The organism is Myxococcus guangdongensis (genome assembly GCF_024198255.1).
Lineage (GTDB): Bacteria > Myxococcota > Myxococcia > Myxococcales > Myxococcaceae > Myxococcus > Myxococcus guangdongensis.
In genome coordinates this window covers 343188-361662 of sequence record NZ_JAJVKW010000012.1, presented here as the reverse complement: position 1 = coordinate 361662, position 18475 = coordinate 343188, and the positions used below count along the sequence as shown (strand labels likewise).

The 18475-nt window shown below is 68.6% G+C and carries 14 protein-coding genes; 6 read left to right on the top strand and 8 right to left on the bottom strand.

The genetic code is table 11. The features are described 5' to 3' along the window. Positions 1 to 141: 141 nt before the first annotated feature. From LXT21_RS32885 to tkt, 5 genes are all read left to right on the top strand, one after another. The gene (locus tag LXT21_RS32885) at positions 142 to 990 is read left to right on the top strand and encodes an AAA family ATPase (RefSeq protein WP_254042160.1); all 849 of its coding nucleotides are present in this window, start codon (positions 142 to 144) and stop codon (positions 988 to 990) included. Between the two features lie 13 nt (positions 991 to 1003). Beyond that, positions 1004 to 2212, top strand: coding sequence for a vWA domain-containing protein (locus tag LXT21_RS32880; RefSeq protein ID WP_046717125.1), 1209 nt, complete (start codon positions 1004 to 1006; stop codon positions 2210 to 2212). A 190-nt stretch (positions 2213 to 2402) separates the two neighbouring features. Then, on the top strand, positions 2403 to 4226 hold the full coding sequence (locus tag LXT21_RS32875) for a hypothetical protein (protein ID WP_254042159.1): 1824 nt from the start codon (positions 2403 to 2405) through the stop codon (positions 4224 to 4226). Beyond that, positions 4226 to 5050: a hypothetical protein gene (locus tag LXT21_RS32870; protein ID WP_254042158.1), complete on the top strand. Its 825-nt coding sequence runs from the start codon at positions 4226 to 4228 to the stop codon at positions 5048 to 5050. Before LXT21_RS32875 ends, LXT21_RS32870 begins: the two co-directional genes overlap by 1 nt. Positions 5051 to 5298: 248 nt before the next feature. Then, positions 5299 to 7359, top strand: coding sequence for a transketolase (tkt, locus tag LXT21_RS32865; RefSeq protein ID WP_254042157.1), 2061 nt, complete (start codon positions 5299 to 5301; stop codon positions 7357 to 7359). 550 nt (positions 7360 to 7909) lie between these two features. On the opposite strand, the gene LXT21_RS32860 is transcribed toward tkt, so the two are convergent. The 5 genes from LXT21_RS32860 to LXT21_RS32840 form a co-directional block, all read right to left on the bottom strand. Further along, a complete protein-coding gene (locus LXT21_RS32860) occupies positions 7910 to 9364 on the bottom strand; it encodes a hypothetical protein (RefSeq protein WP_254042156.1) in 1455 nt (484 codons plus the stop codon). Between the two features lie 304 nt (positions 9365 to 9668). Continuing rightward, entirely contained in the window at positions 9669 to 10562 is an 894-nt protein-coding gene (gene truB, locus LXT21_RS32855) for a tRNA pseudouridine(55) synthase TruB (protein WP_254042155.1), read from the bottom strand. A 135-nt stretch (positions 10563 to 10697) separates the two neighbouring features. Beyond that, on the bottom strand, positions 10698 to 11822 hold the full coding sequence (locus LXT21_RS32850; protein WP_254042154.1) for an AAA family ATPase: 1125 nt from the start codon (positions 11820 to 11822) through the stop codon (positions 10698 to 10700). A 114-nt stretch (positions 11823 to 11936) separates the two neighbouring features. Further along, on the bottom strand, positions 11937 to 12671 hold the full coding sequence (locus tag LXT21_RS32845; protein ID WP_254042153.1) for a hypothetical protein: 735 nt from the start codon (positions 12669 to 12671) through the stop codon (positions 11937 to 11939). A gap of 67 nt (positions 12672 to 12738) precedes the next feature. After that, a complete protein-coding gene (locus LXT21_RS32840; protein ID WP_254042152.1) occupies positions 12739 to 14964 on the bottom strand; it encodes a S9 family peptidase in 2226 nt (741 codons plus the stop codon). Positions 14965 to 15040: 76 nt separating this feature from the next. On the opposite strand from LXT21_RS32840, the gene LXT21_RS32835 reads away from it, so the two are divergent. Then, complete coding sequence (locus LXT21_RS32835) at positions 15041 to 15946, top strand: LysR family transcriptional regulator (protein WP_254042151.1); 906 nt, start codon at positions 15041 to 15043, stop codon at positions 15944 to 15946. A gap of 12 nt (positions 15947 to 15958) precedes the next feature. On the opposite strand, the gene LXT21_RS32830 is transcribed toward LXT21_RS32835, so the two are convergent. The 3 genes from LXT21_RS32830 to LXT21_RS32820 form a co-directional block, all read right to left on the bottom strand. Beyond that, complete coding sequence (locus tag LXT21_RS32830; RefSeq protein WP_254042150.1) at positions 15959 to 16195, bottom strand: hypothetical protein; 237 nt, start codon at positions 16193 to 16195, stop codon at positions 15959 to 15961. A 141-nt stretch (positions 16196 to 16336) separates the two neighbouring features. Then, on the bottom strand, positions 16337 to 17218 hold the full coding sequence (locus tag LXT21_RS32825; RefSeq protein ID WP_254042149.1) for an AraC family transcriptional regulator: 882 nt from the start codon (positions 17216 to 17218) through the stop codon (positions 16337 to 16339). 45 nt (positions 17219 to 17263) lie between these two features. Further along, positions 17264 to 18202: an NAD(P)/FAD-dependent oxidoreductase gene (locus tag LXT21_RS32820; RefSeq protein ID WP_254042148.1), complete on the bottom strand. Its 939-nt coding sequence runs from the start codon at positions 18200 to 18202 to the stop codon at positions 17264 to 17266. Between the last annotated feature and the right edge of the window lie 273 nt (positions 18203 to 18475).

Below are 18475 nucleotides of genomic sequence, written 5' to 3'. Positions count from 1 at the left end.
CCAGAACGCGGCGGACCGTATTCCTTGGCCTCCTGGGGATACGAACGAGCCTGACCAAAGGGTCTGACTCACCCTGGAGGGAGGGGGAGCGAGCGGCCCCGGCCCCCGCGCGGCCACTCCGGGTGTTAAAGGAGGCCCAACATGACTTTGGCCCCTCCTCCCGTCCGCTTCCGAGGCACCGACTCCTACCTCACCCACGAGGGCCTGCAGGCCGCCGTCAATTGTGCCCTCACGCTCCAGCGCCCCCTGTTGGTGAAGGGTGAGCCGGGTACCGGCAAGACGCTCCTCGCGGAGGCCATCGCCGAGGCCCTGGGACTGAAGCTGCTCACCTGGCACGTCAAGAGCACCACGCGCGCACAGGACGGCCTGTACGTCTACGACACCGTGCAGCGCCTGTATGACTCGCGCTTCGGTGACGGCGACGTGAAGGACATCCGGCGATACATCCGCATGGGCCCCCTGGGCGAGGCCTTCGCGTCCCCCGAGCGCGTCGTGCTGCTCATCGACGAGGTCGACAAGGCGGACCTGGAGTTCCCCAATGACTTGCTCCACGAGCTGGACCGGATGCGCTTCCGCGTCACCGAGACCAACGACGAGGTGGCCGCGAAGCACCGCCCCATCGTGGTGATTACGTCCAACAACGAGAAGGAGCTGCCGGACGCGTTCCTGCGCCGGTGCGTGTTCCACTTCATCGACTTCCCGGACGCGGAGCTCATGCGCCGCATCGTCGACGTGCACCACCCGGGGCTCGACACCGCGCTCGCGGAGCAGGCCCTCAAGGTGTTCTACGAGCTGCGCGCCCTCTCCCGCCTGCGCAAGCGGCCCTCCACCAGCGAGCTCATCGACTGGATTACCGTGCTCAAGGCGCAGGGCGTGACGGACTTGAAGCTGGATGAGCAGCTTCCGTTCCTCGGGGCGCTCCTGAAGAAGGAGCAGGACCTGGTCTCCGTGGCGGAGGCCTTCGGGCGCGGCCGGCGCACGCGCGCCTGAGCCTGGAGACGGCATGTTCCTGCCATTCTTCTACGAGCTGCGGCGACGAGGCGTGAAGGTGGGCGCGCAGGAGGCGCTCGCCCTGGCCGGCGCGCTGAAGGCGGGGCTCCACGACAGCAGCCTCGACGGCTTCTACCACGTGGGCCGCGCGCTCCTCGTGCACTCGGAGACGCAGCTGGATGCGTTCGACCAGGCGTTCCTCGCGCACTTCCAGGGCGTGGAGACCGCGGGCCTGGAGCTGACACAGGAGCTGATGCAGTGGCTGGAGGACGCGCGCGAGCGGCCCCAGCTCACGCCCGAGGAGCAGGCGCTGCTCGAGGCGCTGGACCCGGAGGAGATCCGCCGCCTGTTCGAGGAGCGCTTGCGCGAGCAGAAGGAGCGCCACGACGGCGGCAACCGGTGGATTGGCACCGGGGGCACGTCGCCGTTCGGCAACAACGGGTTCTCGCGCGGCGGCATGCGCGTGGGCGGCAAGGCCGGCGGCAAGCAGGGCATGGCGCTGATGCAGGCGGGGGCTCGCAAGTACGCGGGCTACCGCGATGACCTGGTGCTCGACACGCGGCAGCTGGCCGTGGCGCTGCGCAAGCTGCGCGCGTTCGCTCGCGAGGGCGTGGCCGAAGAGCTGGACGTGGACGAGAGCATCTCCGCCACCGCGCGCAACGCGGGCGAGCTGGAGGTGGTGACGCGTCCTCCGCGCAGGCCCAACACGCGCGTGGTGCTGGCGATGGACGTGGGCGGCTCCATGGACCCGTACGCGGCCACCATGAGCCGGCTGTTCTCCGTGGCCAGCCAGGCGACGCACTTCAAGGAACTGCGAACGTATTACTTCCACAACTGCGTCTACGGAAAGCTCTACGCCACGCCCCAGCTCACCGGCGGCATGACGGTGCCGGAGCTGGTGGCGCAGGTGGGCAGACATCACAAGCTCATCATGGTGGGCGATGCCTCCATGGCCCCGTATGAGCTGGGCATCCGCACGGACGCGGAGGGGCGATACAAGGCGGACGGACTGGAAGGGCTGACGTGGCTGATGCAGCTGGCCCAGCACTTCGAGCGCAATGTGTGGCTCAACCCCGAGCCCATGGGCGCGTGGCGCACGGGCTCCATCGCCACCATCGCGCGCGTCTTCCCGATGTTCTCCCTCACCGTGGAGGGACTGGGTGAGGCCGTGGCCCATTTGACGCGGGGTCGCACGGTGAAGGGCGCGATGGCGCGGCGGTAGGTGAGTACAGACCCATTCGGGTCAGGTCATTTCCGCCTCGGACTGGCATTCCAGAAATGCCAGTCCATCGTACCGAAGTCGTAGTGTCTGCCTCTTGCGCGACACTCTCAATGGCAGTCACACTTGCGATGAGAGGGCTTTCCACGGCCCTCCACGCTGACTGCGTCATCGAGTCGAAGAGGGGGACACCATGGAGCATCGCGCGAGAACCGCGAATGGATTGCTGTTCCTGTTGTGCGTCATCTTATCGTCGGGTGCGTTCGCGCGCCCCTATGACTTCTTCGCCATCTATGAGCCCACCACGGGTTCCAGTTCGGCCAAGGTCATCCGACTCAAGCTGAATGAGAACGCCCTGCTTCCCGATGGCGGCGAGGGATATGCGCTCGACCGGCTCATCGTCCAGTTCGAACCGGATGGCGTCTCGATGAGCGCGACCTCGATCTTCAACCGGCTTCGATTCACCGTGGACCTCGGCTCACAGCAGACAACCACGGTCGTCCGCACCGAAGACATCGCGAAGCTGCCGGAGCGTGAGCACACCCTGGTGCGCTGGCGCGGAGATGACCAGCCGGACGCGGTCGTCGCCGTCAAGATTTCACTGCAGGCCATCTACTCGAGCGACTTCCTCTGCATGCAGGAGATGGAGCTCTTCCATCACGCCAAGCCGGGTCAGGCCGAAAGCAGCTCCAACTGGCCCATGACGAATCCACCATCAACCAAGGGCTCAGGCCAAGACAAGGGCTCAGGCCAAGAGAGAGACCCTGACAGAAAGGAGTTGGAGGGCCGCCGGTGGCTCCTCACCCAAGGAGGCATTCCCATTCTCTTCTCGTATTGCAAAACCTCTGCTGGAGCCAACCCGAACACTTTGACTGATTGGAGGGCCGCATACGAGTCACCGAAGAAGGCGGCAAACGCCCCCAAGCAGAAGGAGGAGAAGGAGGAGAAGGAGGAGAAGGAGGAGAAGAACCAAGCTGCCCAAGTGTCGCCCACTTTCTTGATGGGAGACCCCGATAAAGTGAAGAACGCGGACCGACTGCGTGAGGCGCACAAGCGCGAGCTGTCCGACCGCATCGTCGAGCAACTCAACAACCGATTCTCAAGCTTCGGTCGGACCGTCGTCACGGATACCGATGAGCCCTCCTATGACAACGTGCTCGTCCAGGTCGTGAGCAACTTCAAGTTCTCGGTCATCAAGAGCGCCGGTTCCCTGATGCTCATCGAGGAGTCCGGCGGAACGGTCGAGCGTCTCGCGAACCTCATCGACCAGGACTCCGATGTCTCGCTCTCACTCGATCGTCCGACCTGCCTCCAGCTCCCTCCGGCGGCGCTCATGAACAACCCCTGGGTGTTCGAGCTGGAGGTTCCCGATGGCAAGGACGGCAAGACGCGCAGAGCCAAGATCGACCTCGACTTCCACCACGGCTGCAACCGGCTGCTCCTGGTCCCGTGGAAGGACTTCCTCAACCAGCGCGTCACCTTTCGCGTCATCTATCGCGTGCTCGGCAACGAGGACATGGTCGTCTTCAAGGACTCCTTCTGGGTCTACAACCTGGGGCTCATCACCACGCTCCCTGTCGTCACGGAGATCGTCGCCGCCGCCCAGAAGGCTTCGGCCAGCGACGTCGAGGCGACCTCCAGCATCCCCGTCTCCTTCGCCTTTCCCGTGAACGACAAGAAGCTCCGCAACCCGGCGGTCGCGGTCACCTTTCCATTCACGTTGAGCGTCAATACGCGTGACTACCCGAATCTCGCCGACTACGTCGCCCTCGCACCTTCCGTCTCCATCATCGGCGGAGGAAACACTCCCGTGGACGAGGCCAACGAGCCACCTCCCACGACGAAGAGCGAGGAGAAGGACCAGGGCCCCAACTCGCGCGTGGGCATCGGAGTGGGCGTCAGTCTCTTCCGCGCCTTCTACTTCGGCTACACGTGGGCCCCCGAAGATGGCGGACGCTACGTGCTCGTCGGGATTTCAGTCCCCGAGCTCCTCCCGCTCTTCAAGAAGGCCCTGTGATGCGAACCCATCCTCGCCCTGGAGCGGGATGGCTGCTCCTCGTCGTCGCCCTGCTCGCGTCCTGCAACTCCAACGAGCCCTACTTCATCGCTCCCGGCATTACGTCTCCTCAGCCCTCCAAGCCCGCGAGGACAACGCTCACCCTCGCTTGCGAGGCTCCGCCCCGGAGGCTCTTCATCCCCGAGAAGACCGGTGTGAGGTGGTTCGGGCCCATGAAGGCGCGTGTCATCCTGGAGACCCGGACCACTACGAATGCGGAACAAAAGCCCCTCCCCGCCTATCTCGAGTGCATCCCCCCTGTGCCCTGCGAGCTCACGGCCCCCAAGGACTCTGTCCTGGAGCTGAGCGTCGGCAAGCTGGAGAGCACCACGCATGAGTGGGGCATGATCTGCCTCTGTAAAGGTGGCGAGTGCCCCCCGGATTGCGTCAATGGGAAGAGCCGTATCGATGTGCGAGTGAGCTGCCCGGCGACTCGCTTCGCCCTCTACGAGAAGTACGGGCGCATCTCCGCACCGCTCCCCGCGCACCTCCCACTGGACATCACCTGCAGACCTTCACCCGAGGACTCCACGAAGCTCGACTGCAACCCCATCCTCGTCTCGCTGGACAAGGGGCCGCTCACCGTCGCCGGTGCGCTCCGACTCGCGAAGGAGCCCAACGACGTCCAGGCCAACGACGTGCTGGTCTTCAAGGCCACTCCTGACGCCAAGGGGAAGGACCAGGACGTGCACCTCTGCCTCCACGGCACCTGCTCGAATCCCGCGTACTTCCTTCCGCTGCGCGTTGACTTCGAGCCCGTCACACCGGTCCCACCCAGGCCCTGAGCCACGGGTGCACACGACACCGCAACACAACGTCGTGCGCGACCTCCTCGGAGCCAGCCCCACCCACTGCCACATCCCGTGTGACACGGGCGGGGCTCAAACCGTCGGGCCTCCTCTCAAGGGCCAGAAAATCCAGGGGCTCGTGGACTGCCGGACGGCGAGCGGGCGGGCGGCGTCCTTTCGTGCGGCGCACCGGCGCGAGTTCCGGCATGGTGCGCCCCACGATTCGCCGGAAGCTCGAGGACCTTATGACCACCGATACGCAGGACCTGCTGAGCATCAACACCATCCGCACCCTGGCCATGGATGCGGTCCAGCAAGCCCACTCGGGTCACCCGGGGGCCCCCATGTCCCTGGCCCCCGTCGCCTACCAGCTCTGGCAACAGGAGCTCCGGTACGACCCGTCCCACCCCATCTGGCCGGACCGCGACCGCTTCATCCTCTCCAACGGCCACGCGTCCATGCTCCTGTACGCCCTGCTCCACCTGGCCGGCGTCAAGCGCGTCACCCGCGACTACAAGGTCGAGGACACCCTCAGCGTCTCGCTCGAGGACATCCAGAAGTTCCGCCAGCTCGACTCGTCCACCCCCGGCCACCCCGAATACCGGTGGACCAGCGGCGTGGAGACCACCACCGGCCCCCTGGGCCAGGGCGTCGCCAACAGCGTGGGCATGGCCATCGCCAGCCGCTGGATGGGCGAGCACTTCAACAAGCCCGGCTTCGACATGTTCACCCATGACGTCTACGCCATCTGCGGCGACGGAGACCTCATGGAAGGTGTCGCCTCGGAGGCCGCGTCCATCGCCGGCCACCTCAAGCTCTCCAACCTCTGCTGGCTCTACGACTCCAACCACATCTCCATCGACGGCAGCACCGACCTCGCCTTCACCGAGGACGTGGGCAAGCGCTTCGAGGGCTACGGCTGGCGCGTCATCCACGTCCCCGACGCCAATGACCTCACCGTCCTGGGTGAGGCGCTCCACACCTTCAAGACGCTGCGCAACAACCAGCCCACCCTCATCGTCGTCACCACCCAGATTGCCTACGGCGCCCCCAAGCTCCAGGGCTCCTCCAAGGCCCACGGCGAGCCGCTCGGGGACGAGGAGATCAAGGGCACCAAGCGCAACTACGGCTGGCCCGAGGACGCGAAGTTCCTGGTCCCCGACGGCGTGCGCGAGCGCTTCCAGCAGCGCGTGGGCGCCCGCGGCAAGCAGCTGCGCGAGGCGTGGGACGCGCGCTTCGTCGAGTACCAGAAGCAGTTCCCCGAGCTCGCCGATGAGCTGACGCGCATGCAGCGCCGTGAGACGCCCAAGGGCTGGGACTCCGAGCTGCCGACGTTCCCCGCCGACGCCAAGGGCATGGCCACCCGCGAGTCCAGCGGCAAGGTGCTCAACGCCGTCGCCAAGAACTACCCGTGGCTGGTGGGCGGCTCGGCCGACCTGAACCCGTCCACGAAGACGTACATCACCACGTCCGAGTCCATGAAGCCCGGCGAGTACAAGGGCCGCAACATCCACTTCGGCGTGCGCGAGCACGCGATGGGCTCCATCGTCAACGGCCTGTGCCTCAGCAAGGTGCGCGGCTACGGCGCCACGTTCCTCATCTTCAGTGAGTACGAGCGCCCCGCCATCCGCCTGTCCTCCCTGATGGAGCTGCCCGCGCTCCACATCTTCACCCACGACTCCATCGGCCTGGGCGAGGACGGCCCCACCCACCAGCCCGTGGAGCAGCTGGCCAGCCTGCGCGCGATTCCCGGCCTCATCGTCCTGCGCCCCGGCGACGCCAACGAGGTCACCGAGGCGTGGCGGGTCATCGGCCAGCAGAAGAGCCACCCCGTGGTGCTGGTGCTCACGCGCCAGGCGGTGCCCACGCTGGACCGCTCGAAGTACGGCGCGGCCTCCGGTGTGGCCAAGGGCGGCTACGTGCTGGCGGACGCGGCGGGCGGCAAGCCGGAGGTGGTGCTCATCGGCACGGGCAGCGAGGTGCAGCTGTGCCTGGACGCGCACGACAAGCTCACCGCCGAGGGCATCGCCTCGCGCGTGGTGAGCCTGCCGTCGTGGGAGCTGTTCGAGCAGCAGTCGCAGGAGTACCGCGACAGCGTGCTGCCGCCGGGCGTGCGCGCCCGCGTCGCCGTGGAGAAGGGCGCCGCCTTCGGGTGGGAGCGCTGGGTGGGCTTCCAGGGCGGCATCGTCGCCATGCGCAGCTTCGGCGCGTCCGCGCCCATCAAGGCGCTCCAGCAGAAGTTCGGATTCACCGTGGACAACGTGGTGAAGGTGGCCAAGGACACGCTCGCCAAGAACAAGGCGTGAGCCACCGCGCGCCCCACGCGCGCCGCTGAAGAAACGAAGGGCCCGGACCATCCCCCAACGGTCCGGGCCCTTCTTGCTTCTGTCCCTCGGTACCGCATCAAGAATGGGGCTCGGACCATCCCCCAACAGTCCGAGCTCCCGCTGCCCCCCTTAAAGAGGGGCGCTCCCACAAGAAAAGGCTCCCGAACCATCCCCCAACGATTCGGGGAGCCCGAGGGCTGGCTCCCCCTATGTCGGAGCCGCCCGTTCAAAGTCTTCGACTGCCGTCCCCCGTCCCCCCGTGCGGCCCGCGTGCCACGGTCCCGCCGACGCCCTGTCTTCATTTCCATCCCGCCGAGACTTCGACTCCTCTCGTCCGCCTCCGGTTCCATGTCCCGAAGGAGGACGCCCGCCGCGAACCCTTTCGCCCCTTCCGTCCCCTCACGGAGGAAGGCTCGCGGCGAGGCCTCTCGTGCGACACCCGGCCCCACCGGGTGGTGCTCCCGTGCTGCCCGCGTCCGTGTCGCGGCGGCTTTGCCTCCGCCGCGCCAGGCCATGCGGTGTGGATGAATCAGGCGGCGATGATGCGCGGCGGGAGCACGGGCGTGCTGACGCGCTCCATCTCCTTGAGCATCTTCTCGAACTCGGTGTTCGCGATGCCCGTCTCGCCCTTGGCCAGCGCGTCCGAGGCGTACTTCCCGTAGAGGTCCACGACCTTCTTCGCCTCGGGAGAGAGGCGGTCGTAGTTCTGCATCGCCCACTTCTGGAAGTCCGCGTGCTCGACGCCCGCGCCCTGCCCGTCGAAGTCACCCGCGCCCTGGTTGATGGCGCTGGTCAGGTCCTTGGCGGAGATCTTGCCGCTCTTGCCGTCCAGGCCCTCGAGCGCGGTGCGCATGGAGTCGTCGCGGAACGTCTTGTGCTGGGACGCCTCCTTCACCGCCGCGTCCAGCTCGGCCTTGTCGAGGCCACCGGTGCCCGACTTCATGGCGTGCTGCTGGAACGTCTCCAGCACCTTCTGCGCCTCGGGCGTCATGCGGTCCTTGTTCTTCTCCGCCCACTTCTGGACCTCGGCCAGCTCCTTGGGCGTGGCGCGGCCACCGTCGGACACGCCCTTCTGGATGGCGCCCAGCATGTCCTCGCCAGAGATGGGGCCGTTCTCCTTGTCCAGCTCCCCCATCGCCTTCCGGGCGCTCACGTCGCCGACCTTCTTGAAGTCGTTGAGCATCTTGTCCATCTCGCCGCGGGTCAGGTCCTTGTCACCAGAGGCCATCGCCTTCTTGGCGTGCTTCTCGAACTTGCCCAGCACTTCCTTGGCCTCGGGCGACAGCTTGTCCTGGTTCTTCTTCGCCCAGTCCTGGAAGGCCTTCAGCTCGTCGCCGGTGTTGTTGTCGCGGTCCTTCACGCCGCGCTCGATGGCGCGCGACATCTGCTCACCGGAGATGGGCTTGGGCATGGCGTCGAGCTTCGCCACCTGCTTCTCGGCGCTCTTGTCGCCGATGCCCCTCATGTCCTTCATCATGTCCCGCCAGTCGCCCTCCTTGTGACCGTTGGCCTGGCGCTCGGCGGCGAACTTGGAGAAGCGGTCCATCACCTGCTTGGCCTCGGGCGTGAGGCGGGACTGGTTCTTCTCCGCCCACTCCGAGAAGGCGCGGTACTCACCGCGCGCCGCGTTGCCGTCGTGGTCCCCCGTGCCACGGCGGATGGCCTCGGTGAGCTGGTCCGCGGTGATGGGGCCCTTGGTCTTGTCCAGCTTGTTCGTCTCGCGCAGCGCCCCCGTGTCCAGCGGGCTCCACTCGTTGGGCAGCGGGCGGTTGGCGACACCACCGCGAGCACCCGCGTCGAAGCTGTCACGCCCCGCCCCCGCGCGGCCGTTCTGGACCTGCTGCTTCATCACGTTGCGAAGGTCCTTGAGGAGCTTGTGCTCACGCTCCAGGACGCGCTCGAGCTTGCCTTCGAGCTTCTCCAGCTTCGCCTCGGTGCGGTTGAGCTTCTGCAGCGCGGGCTTGAACGTGGTAGCGATGGTCATTTGGGGTCTCCGTCGTGAACCGTGGTGAGCACCCCTATTGCGCGTCCCGTGCCACAGACGCCTACCTTCACTTCTTCTTTATTTTCAGGGAGTTACGGAGCACCTGGGTGGAGGTGGGGGGTGGTGACACCTGTCACCACCGGTGACAACAGTCACCAGGTGGAGGCCCTTGGGGTGGTGACTGGAGTCACCGGATCCTCGCCCTGCATGTCAAAGAGCCGCATCCGCCCCCCGTGTCCCGGGGCGCACAAGACATACGGACGACCCTGGAAAGCAGTTTCATGGCCCAGGCGTCGGGCGTCCTTCACAGGCCGCCGCGCAGCTCCGCCTCGCTCCACAGCGCGCCGTCCCGCTCGCGGAGCAGGAACGCGAGCCGGCCCTGGTGGAAGCCCCGCACGGGCGCCTCGGGGTCCGGGAAGCCCGTGGGGAGACGCCAGTCCGGTGGGCTCGTGCCGACGAGGGGAATGGAGCGCTCGCGGCGCAAGTCGCCGACCTCGTGGTCCGTGAGCGGACGCACGCGCGCCCAGGGGAGCAGCTCGCGGCCTGTCGCCAGCACTCGCGCTCCGGGCTCGGGGTCGGTCCAGGGTCCGATTCGTGTGCGGCTCAACGTGGACAGGTGCGCGCCACAACCGAGTGCCCGGCCGAGGTCGCGCGCGAGGGAGCGCACGTAGTAGCCGCCGCGGCATGTCATCGACAGGCGGCTGGTGCGGGGCAGGTCGTGCGACAGCCAGTTCGCGGAGTGGAGGTACACGCGCGAGGGTGGCAGCTCCACCACTTCGCCCCGGTGCGCCTTGCGATACGCGGGCTCTCCGCCGACCTTCTTGGCGCTCGTCGCGGGAGGGACCTGCTCCCGCCAGCCGAGGAACGGGGCGAGCGCGGCGTCCAGCATCCCAGGCGTCAGGGGTGAGGTGTCCCCCTGGAGGACGGGGCGGCCGTGCAGGTCTCCCGTGTCCATCTCCGTGCCCCAGATGACGTCCGCTTCGTAGGTCTTGGGCACGACGTGCAGCAGCTCGAACAGGCGCGTGGACTGGCCCACGAGGATGAGCAGCAGCCCTTGCGCGAACGGGTCCAGCGTGCCGCCGTGACACACGGGCACGCGCTTGCCGGGGACGGCCCGCGTCTCCTCGAGGAACGACTGCACCACCGAGAAGCTGGTGGGGCCCACCGGTTTGTGCACGCGATAGAGCCCCGGCGTCATGACACGTCCCTGCACGGGGGATTGCGCTGGCGCGGAGTGAGGGCTGACACGCTGGGAGACCTGTGAGGGCCAGCAGCATCGCGCCTGCTGGTGGGGTGTGTCACCGGAGAACAGCGCTCCGACGGTGGCTGAGCCTCACACGTCATCGTCGGAGGCGTCGTCATCGTCCTCCTCCGTGCGCCCCTCCACCTGCGTGGCTCCGTCCTTCTTCACCAGGTACACGGGCTCGCAGCGCGTGGCGCTCGCCACCGTGCGCGCGAGCAACTCCGCGTGCGTCGTCACCCAGACTTGCGACGTCTTCGACGCCTTCGCGAGCAGTCGTCCCAGCGGCTCCAGCAGGTCCGGGTGCAGGCTCGTCTCCGGCTCGTTGAGCGCGAGGAACGCGGGAGGACGCGGACTGAGCAGTGCGGCCAGCAGGCAGAGGTAGCGCAGCGTGCCGTCGGACAGCTCGGCCGCGGCCATGGGACGATTCAGCCCGGGCATGTGCAGGAACAGGCTGAAGCGGCCTTCCTCCGAGCGGACATCGAGCCTCGCGCCAGGGAACGCATCGTCGACGCCCTGGTCCAGTGCGCGGTCATCCCCGATGTCGAGGATGGTCATCAGCGCCGCCGCGAGGTCCGCGCCGTCATGCGCCAGCACCGGCGTCCTCACACCCACTCGGGGATGACGCATGGGGGCGTCAGGGTCCGTGCGGAAGTGATGGTAGAAGCGCCACGAGGCGAAGGTGCGCTGAACCTCCGACAACCGAGGGAAGCGGTGCGGCTCGCCCAGTTGGTCCAGCACCGACTCCGCGCTCCAGAGGCCCGTGGGAAACACCACCCGCTTCCCATCCGCGTCCCGCATGAAGGCCGTGCGGTCCTTGCGCTCCATCAACACCACCTTGCGCCCTCCGGAGAGGGCCCACAGGTGCTCCGTCTTCACCTCGGGGTCCAGACGAAAAGGGTCCGGCACCCTCGGGACAGGGGGAACGATTCCGCAGGTCAGCTCGTACGCGAGTTCACCCAACTCCACCTGCACCGACAAGCGCACGGGCTTCTTCGCCATGCGGGGCCCGGCCCACAACACGCTCGGCGTCCCGCCCTCCTCCGCGAGCGTCCGCGCCAGCCTCCCCTCCGCGGCCACCGACAACAGATACAGCGCGCGGTACAGGTTCGTCTTGCCGCTTCCGTTGGCGCCGACGATGACATTCATCGGCCCCAACTCCATCGAGAGCCGACGCACCGAGCGGTAACCCGCGATCTGCAAACGTGTGATGGGCATCGAGCGCCCACCCTACCGCGCCCGGCGCGCACAAAGGACTCCGCGGAGGCACGTCGCCGTGCCCCTCGAGCCCATCACTGGCTTCCTGGCGGAGTCCCTCGACGACGCATGGACTCAGTCGTCATGGAGGACGCTCCACTGGTCATCGTAGGTCTCGGGTTTGCCCTTGGGACGCAGGTGCGCGAACGACAGCGTCAATTCCACCTCGAAGTCGCGCTTCTCCGGCGGCGTGCCCAGATAGATGTACTTCGTCTTGTGCTTGATGCAGGCGTTGAGCATCCGCACGGACGTCTTGGGCAGGACAGAGGCCGTCACGCCCTCGCCGCCCTTGTCGAACCGCGCGCGGAGCGTGAAGCGACGAGGCAGCGTGCCATCCCGGAGGATGGCCTCATTGCCGCAGTAGTCGTACTGGCGCAGCTTCTTCGCGAGCTGGATGGCGCCCCAGGCCTCGTTCGTCTTGGGCATCGGAGGAGGCGGCCGCTTGACGGGCTTCTCCACGATGATTTCGGGCACGGGCGGCGGTGCCTCCACCACGAGAGGGGGCTCGGGCGGCGGTGTGACGATGGGCGGCGGGGGCGGCGTCACCGGGCCAGGCGTGACCACGCGAGGAGGGGGCTCGCGGGATGACACCGCCATCACCACGGCCGCGACGAGCAGGGAGGCCGTGAGGACGATGCCCAACAGCACCCAGCCAATGATGACCTTCGCGTCGTCTGCCGACCTGGGCGCCGGGGATTCCTTCCACCCGAGCGGCAGGGGGTTGTTCGAGGGGCGGGGCTGGTCCGCGCCGCAATGGCCGCAGGTCGACTCCCGCTCCGAGGACTTGAGGAAGGGGGCACCACAGTTCACACACCGAAGACGGACGCTGGCCACTCGTGGAGTCTACCCCGGCAAGCCCCCGTGCCCCAGGCGCCATTCACCGAGGCGCACCCAGCGTGCGCAGGAAGAACAGCCCCACGTCATCCCGGGAGTACCGACTGGCGCCGCCCTGCGGTGAGTGGGGCTCGCCGGGCATGAGGAGCAGCTCGAAGCGCTTGCCTGCCTTGATGAGCGCGTCCGCCATCCGCATCGTCACCGAGAGCGTGGCATTCACATCGCTGGTGCCGTGCAGCAGCTTCAGTGGCCCCTTCAGCTGGTGCGCGAGCGCGAGGTTGTCGCCCGCCGCGTAGCCCTGGGGATTCTTGTCGCGCAGGCCGAGGTAGGGCTCGTTGATGATGGCCTCCTCCTCCAGCGCGCCCGGCGCCACGGCGTAGCCCGACGTGAAGAAGTCCGGCGCCGTCAGCATGCCTCGCAGCGTGAAGTAGCCACCCCACGAAGCACCGTGGAGGCCCACGCGCTCCAGGTCCATCCACGGACGCGTGGACGCGGCCTGCTTCAGGCCCGTGACGTAGTCGGGAATCTCCGTCTGGCCCACGCGGCCGTAGTTCGCGTCCTGGAAGGCCTTGCTCCGCCCCGGTCCTCCGCGCGGGTCCAGCATCACCACCACGAAGCCGAGCTGCGCCAGGCCGCTGGCGGTCAACGACATGGAGTTTCCGATGTAATTCCATGGCACGACGGAGAGGAAGGGCCCCGCGTAGATGTAGGCGATGACGGGGTAGCGCTTCGCGGGGTCGAAGTCGCGCGGCTTGTAGAGCACGCCGTGCAGGGGCGTGACGCCGTCGGCCGCCTTGACGAGCAGCGCCTCCGGCGTCGTGCCGCCGAGCGCCTCCAGCCCGCTCACGTCCGCGGTGGTGAGGCGCACGCGCTTGCCCCCCTTCACGGAGGCCAGCTCCCGGACACGGGGCTGCGTGCGCGAGGACCCGGTGTCCACGTAGTACTGACCCGAGGGAGACGGCGTCATCCGGTGCATGCCCGAGCCCGAGGACAGCCGCGTCAGCGCGCCGCCCTTCAGGCTGCCCCGGTAGATGAGCTGCTCGTAGGGCGCGCCGCTGTCCGCGGAGGCCAGCACGTAGAGCACATCACCCGTGGGCGCGAGGGACACGACCTCGTGCACGGGGAAGGCGCCCCGCGTCACCTGCCGCACGAGCTTCCCCGCGCGGTCATATGCGTACACGTGACGCCACCCGTCGCGCTCGGACATCCACAGGTAGCCGCGCCCCGAGGGCAGCGCCGTCACCTGCTTCTCCCAACCGCCCACCGCGAAGTCGAGGCCCGCGACGAACGTCTCCGGGCGCTCCTCGCGCAGCACGTGCCGACGCCGCGCCGTCTCCGGCGTCACGGCGGTGAGGTCCAGTCGCTTCGCGTCCCGCGAGAGGTGGAGGCACAGCGCCTCCGTGCCCTCGGGGTTCCAGCCGGCGAAGAAGTCATACGTCTCGCCCTCGACGGGGGCGACGCGCGTCACGCTCCCCGTCGTCACGTCGACCAGGTGCAGCTCCGAGCGAGGCAGCGGCGTCCCCACCTTCGTGTACGGCACCGTCGTCACCTTCTCCAGCGCGGTGGCGTAGTCCACGATGGGGACCTGGTGCACCGCGCGCGTGTCCTCGCGCCACACCGCGAGGTAGCGGCCATCCGGCGACCAGGCCCGCTCGGGAATCCGCCAGTCGAGCCGCTCCTCCGCCTCGCGCTCCACCACGGTGGCCCCGTCCGCGCCCAGCACCGCGAAGCCGCCGCCCTTGCGCACCGCGAGCGCGCCTCCACGCGGCGCGAGGACATGCTCACGAGACAACGTCAGCGCGGCCCGGTCCTGGGGCGACAGCCGCGTGACCTGGCCTCCCGACAGGCCCAGGCCGAAGGTCTTCCCCTCGAGCTGGAACACGATGCCCTGCTCATCCGGCGCGATGGCGACGTCGTAGAAGCGCGGCGCCGTCACGGGCTTGCCCAGGAGCGTGGAGAGCTGTCGGCGCAGCGCCTCCCCGGACACGAGCGGCTCGAGCTCGCCCGTCCTCGCGTGCGCCACCACCCACGTCCCGCCGTCGTTGCCCTCGCGGGCCCAGAAGACCACGCGGTCTCCCTCACGCAGCCACCGGGGCGGCACCAGGCTGTCCCGCACGAGCTCCACGCGCCGGGTGAACCGGTCCGCCAGGTCCAGCTTCGTCTGGGTGCTCGCATCCGGGACGGGCGCGAAGACCGGACTGGGGGGGTCCGCGAGGACGGGCGTGCCCGTCAGCGTCGTGAGCACCAGGGCGAGGAAGGAGAATCGCATGCACCGATGCTAGGGAGTCGCATCCTTCACGACCAATATCTCTTTCGGCACCCATCCAGACGGATATCGTCTCGATATGGAATTCCGACAACTCCAGCTCTTCATCGCCGTGGCGGAGGAGCTGCACTTCGGTCGCGCCGCCGCGCGCATCGGCATGGCCCAGCCGCCGTTCAGCCAGCAGATCCGCCGGCTGGAGTCCGAGCTGGGGGTCGAGCTGCTCACGCGCACCAGCCGCCACGTGGCCCTCACCGCCGCCGGGGCGCGGCTGTTGGAGGAGGCTCGCGCGCTGCTCGCCCGACGCGTGGACGCCACCCACGCCGTGCGCGAGGCCGCGAGCGGCGAGACGGGCACGCTGCGCGTCGGCTTCGCGGCGTCCTCGGCCTTCGGCGTGCTGCCGGACATCGTGCTGCGCTTCCGCACGCGCTTCCCGAAGGTGAAGCTGGAGCTGGATGACAGCGAGACGCTCAACGTCGGCGCCGCGCTGGCCTCGGGGGAGCTGGACCTCGCCATCCTGCGCGCGCCCTTCCGCCACGAGGGCCTCACCGTGGAGCGGCTCCTGCGCGAGCGCTTCGTGCTCGCCCTGCCCGCCCGTCACCCTCGCGCGCGGCAGCGTGTCGTGGCGCTGTCCTCGCTGGCGCACGAGCCCTTCGTGCTGTTCCCGCGCCACTCCGCGCCCGGCCTGCATGACCTGGTCACGAGCATGTGCCTGGCCGCGGGCTTCTCGCCCAACATCCGACAGGAGGCGCGCTCGTGGCCCTCCGTCGTCGGCATGGTGGAGGCGGGGCTGGGGCTGACCATCGCGCCCGCGTCCTCGCAGGCCCTGTGTCCCAAGGGCGTCGTGTTCCGCCCCTTGAGCGGCGCGCCCGGCCACGCGGAGCTGGTGGTGGCCTTCCCCGGACGGCGGCCCTCCCCCGCCGCGCAGCACTTCCGCGTCCTCGCCCACGAGACGGTGTCCCGCTCGGGGCGCGACACGGCGGACTGAAGCCCGCGTCGCTCAGGACTCCGAGGAGCCTCCCTTGCGGCGACGCTTCCCGCGGGAAGGAGACTCCGAGTCGTTGGCCGCCACCTGCGGGCCCAGGTTGAACCAGAACGGACACAGCAGCGGCGGCGCGCCTCCCCCCTCCAGCGCGGTGGACGCCTCCTCCGGGTTGCGACACACGGGCCGCACCGCGCCCTTGCCACCTCGACTCGCTCGCGTCGCCATCAGCGACACCACCCTGCGCTGAAGCATGGGCACGCAACCGCCCCTCGGGGAGCAGCCCTGGAAAGGCGTGCTCCCGATGAGTCCCTCATCGGCGTCGGCATGGCCCGGAACTACCCAGATGACAGTTTCCTGTCAATCCATTCGCCCAACAAAATAGAGAACGCCCGTTCAGCGCACCCCTGGCGCCATGCGTCGCCTCCATGCGGCGGGTGTCACACCATGCACGCGGCGGAACAGGCGGATGAAGTGCGTCACGTCCGCGTAACCCACCCGGTCCGCGACGATGTCCACGCGCTCATCGGTGTGGCGCAGCCGGCTGCGGGCCTCGGCCATCCGGCACTCGAGAATCCACTCGCCCACGGTGCGCCCCGTCTCCTGGCGCACCACGCCCGCGACGTGCGGGGCCGAGCGCCCCAGCTCCTTCGCCACCTTCGCCAGGGACAAGGGCTCCAGACAGTGGGTCTCGATGTACGTGAGCGCCCGGCGACTGAGGCCCACGGAGGCGGGCTCGGTGAGGGCCTCCGGGGAGGCCATCCGCTCCAGCTCGATGAGCACCAGCCGCAGGAGGGACAGGCTCGCCTCCTCGTTGCCGCGCTCGTTGCGGGTCTGCTCCTCCTCCATCAGGCGCATCCACCGCAGCAGGCGGCGGCGCTGCACGCTGGTGGGACGCAAGACGGGGTGACAGCCCGCGCGCACGCGGAGCAGGGGGCCCAGTCGCGCCTCGCGCTCCTCGGCGTTCGCGGAGAGGGCCTCGGGATAGAAGCCCAGCCCCAGGCCCTGCGCGTCCGAGTGCTCGCGGCCGTGCGCATCCCCGGGTGGAATCAGGTGCACGTCCCCCGCGCGCAGCACCAGCTCTCCCACGTGCCGCACGCGGGACTCGCCCTTCAGCACCAGCACGACGGCGGCGTACGGGTGGACCGAGGAGCGGGGAGAGACTCGCAGGGGCGCCACGGGCCCCAGCGAGCCCACCCAGGTGAGCCGCCGCTTCTCCTCGAAGTCCTGGCGCAGCGTGGAGGAGGGATGCACACAGGACTGCTCGGTGGACGCCATGGAGTCCTTCTCGTAGCGGTTGGCGGGGCCGGGCTCAAGCCGGCGTCAGCCCGCGTGGGGCTGCCCCAGGGAGTCGATGTTCAACAGGTGGTTCAACGTGTAGGCCGCCATTGCTCCCGCCGACGCGGCCACCAGCGCGCCCTGCAGGCGCGTGGTGAGGTCTCCCGCCGCGTAGATGCCAGGCACGGAGGTCTCCAGCGTCGGGCCCACCTTGACGAAGCCCAGCTCGTCGAGCGCGAGCCCCAGGTCCTGGACCAGCGCCGTCTGCTTCTGGGGCGGGTGCGCGAAGAGGTACTCCTGCGGCACGCGCGTGCCGTCCTCCAGCTCCACCGCCTCCAGGCGCTGTCCGTCCTGGGTGGGGATGAGGCCGCGCACCTTGCCCTCGACGACGCGCACCTCGGCGCGGCGCAGGGACTCGCGCTGCTCGGCGGTCAGCGCCAGCCCGCCCTGGGTGTAGAGCGTGAGGCTGGAGGTCCAGCCCTTCAGGAAGAGGACGAAGTCGACGTACGGGTGATGCGTGTTCTCCTGATGGACGAGCACGCCCCAGCCCCGGTCCCGAATCTCCCAGCCGTGGCAGTACGGACACTGGAAGACGCTGTGCGCCCACAGCTCGCGGAAGCCGGGCTGGTCCGGCACCTGGTCCACCATGCCCGTGGTCAGCAGCACCTTGCGGGCCTCGACGCGTTGGCCGTCGCTCAGCGTCACCAGGAAGCGCGTCCCCTTGGGCTCGATGCGCTCGACGCGCACGTTGCGCACGTCGACGTCGTAGGGGCGGAGCTGCTCGCGGCCGATGGCGCGAAACTCCGCGGGGGGGATGCCGTCCCGGGTGACGAAGCCGTGCATGTGCTCCGCCCGCTCGTTGCGCGGCGCGCCCGCGTCGCACAGCAGCACCCGCTTGCGGCCTCGGCCCAGAATCAGCGCGGCACTCAGGCCCGCCGGGCCGCCCCCCACAATCACCACGTCCTTCACCTGTGTGTCGTTCATGGTGAAGAACTAAACGGGAGCCCTTTCTGGCGGGAGAGCGCCGATTCAGGGCGAATCGGCGCATCGTCGGGTGGGCCCCCCGGACCAGGCGTGCGGGCCAGCCGTCGCTCCCGCGCGGGATGTGGACCCGTGGACACCGGGGGTGGCGCATCCGCCGTGGTGGGTGGGTGCGAACACAGAGCACATCCCCCAAGACGTATGGCGTTCACCACTCCGCGGGGACGTGCGCTTCCCGCGCGGGCGACCTCATTCCTACACTCCTGGAGCGGGAGC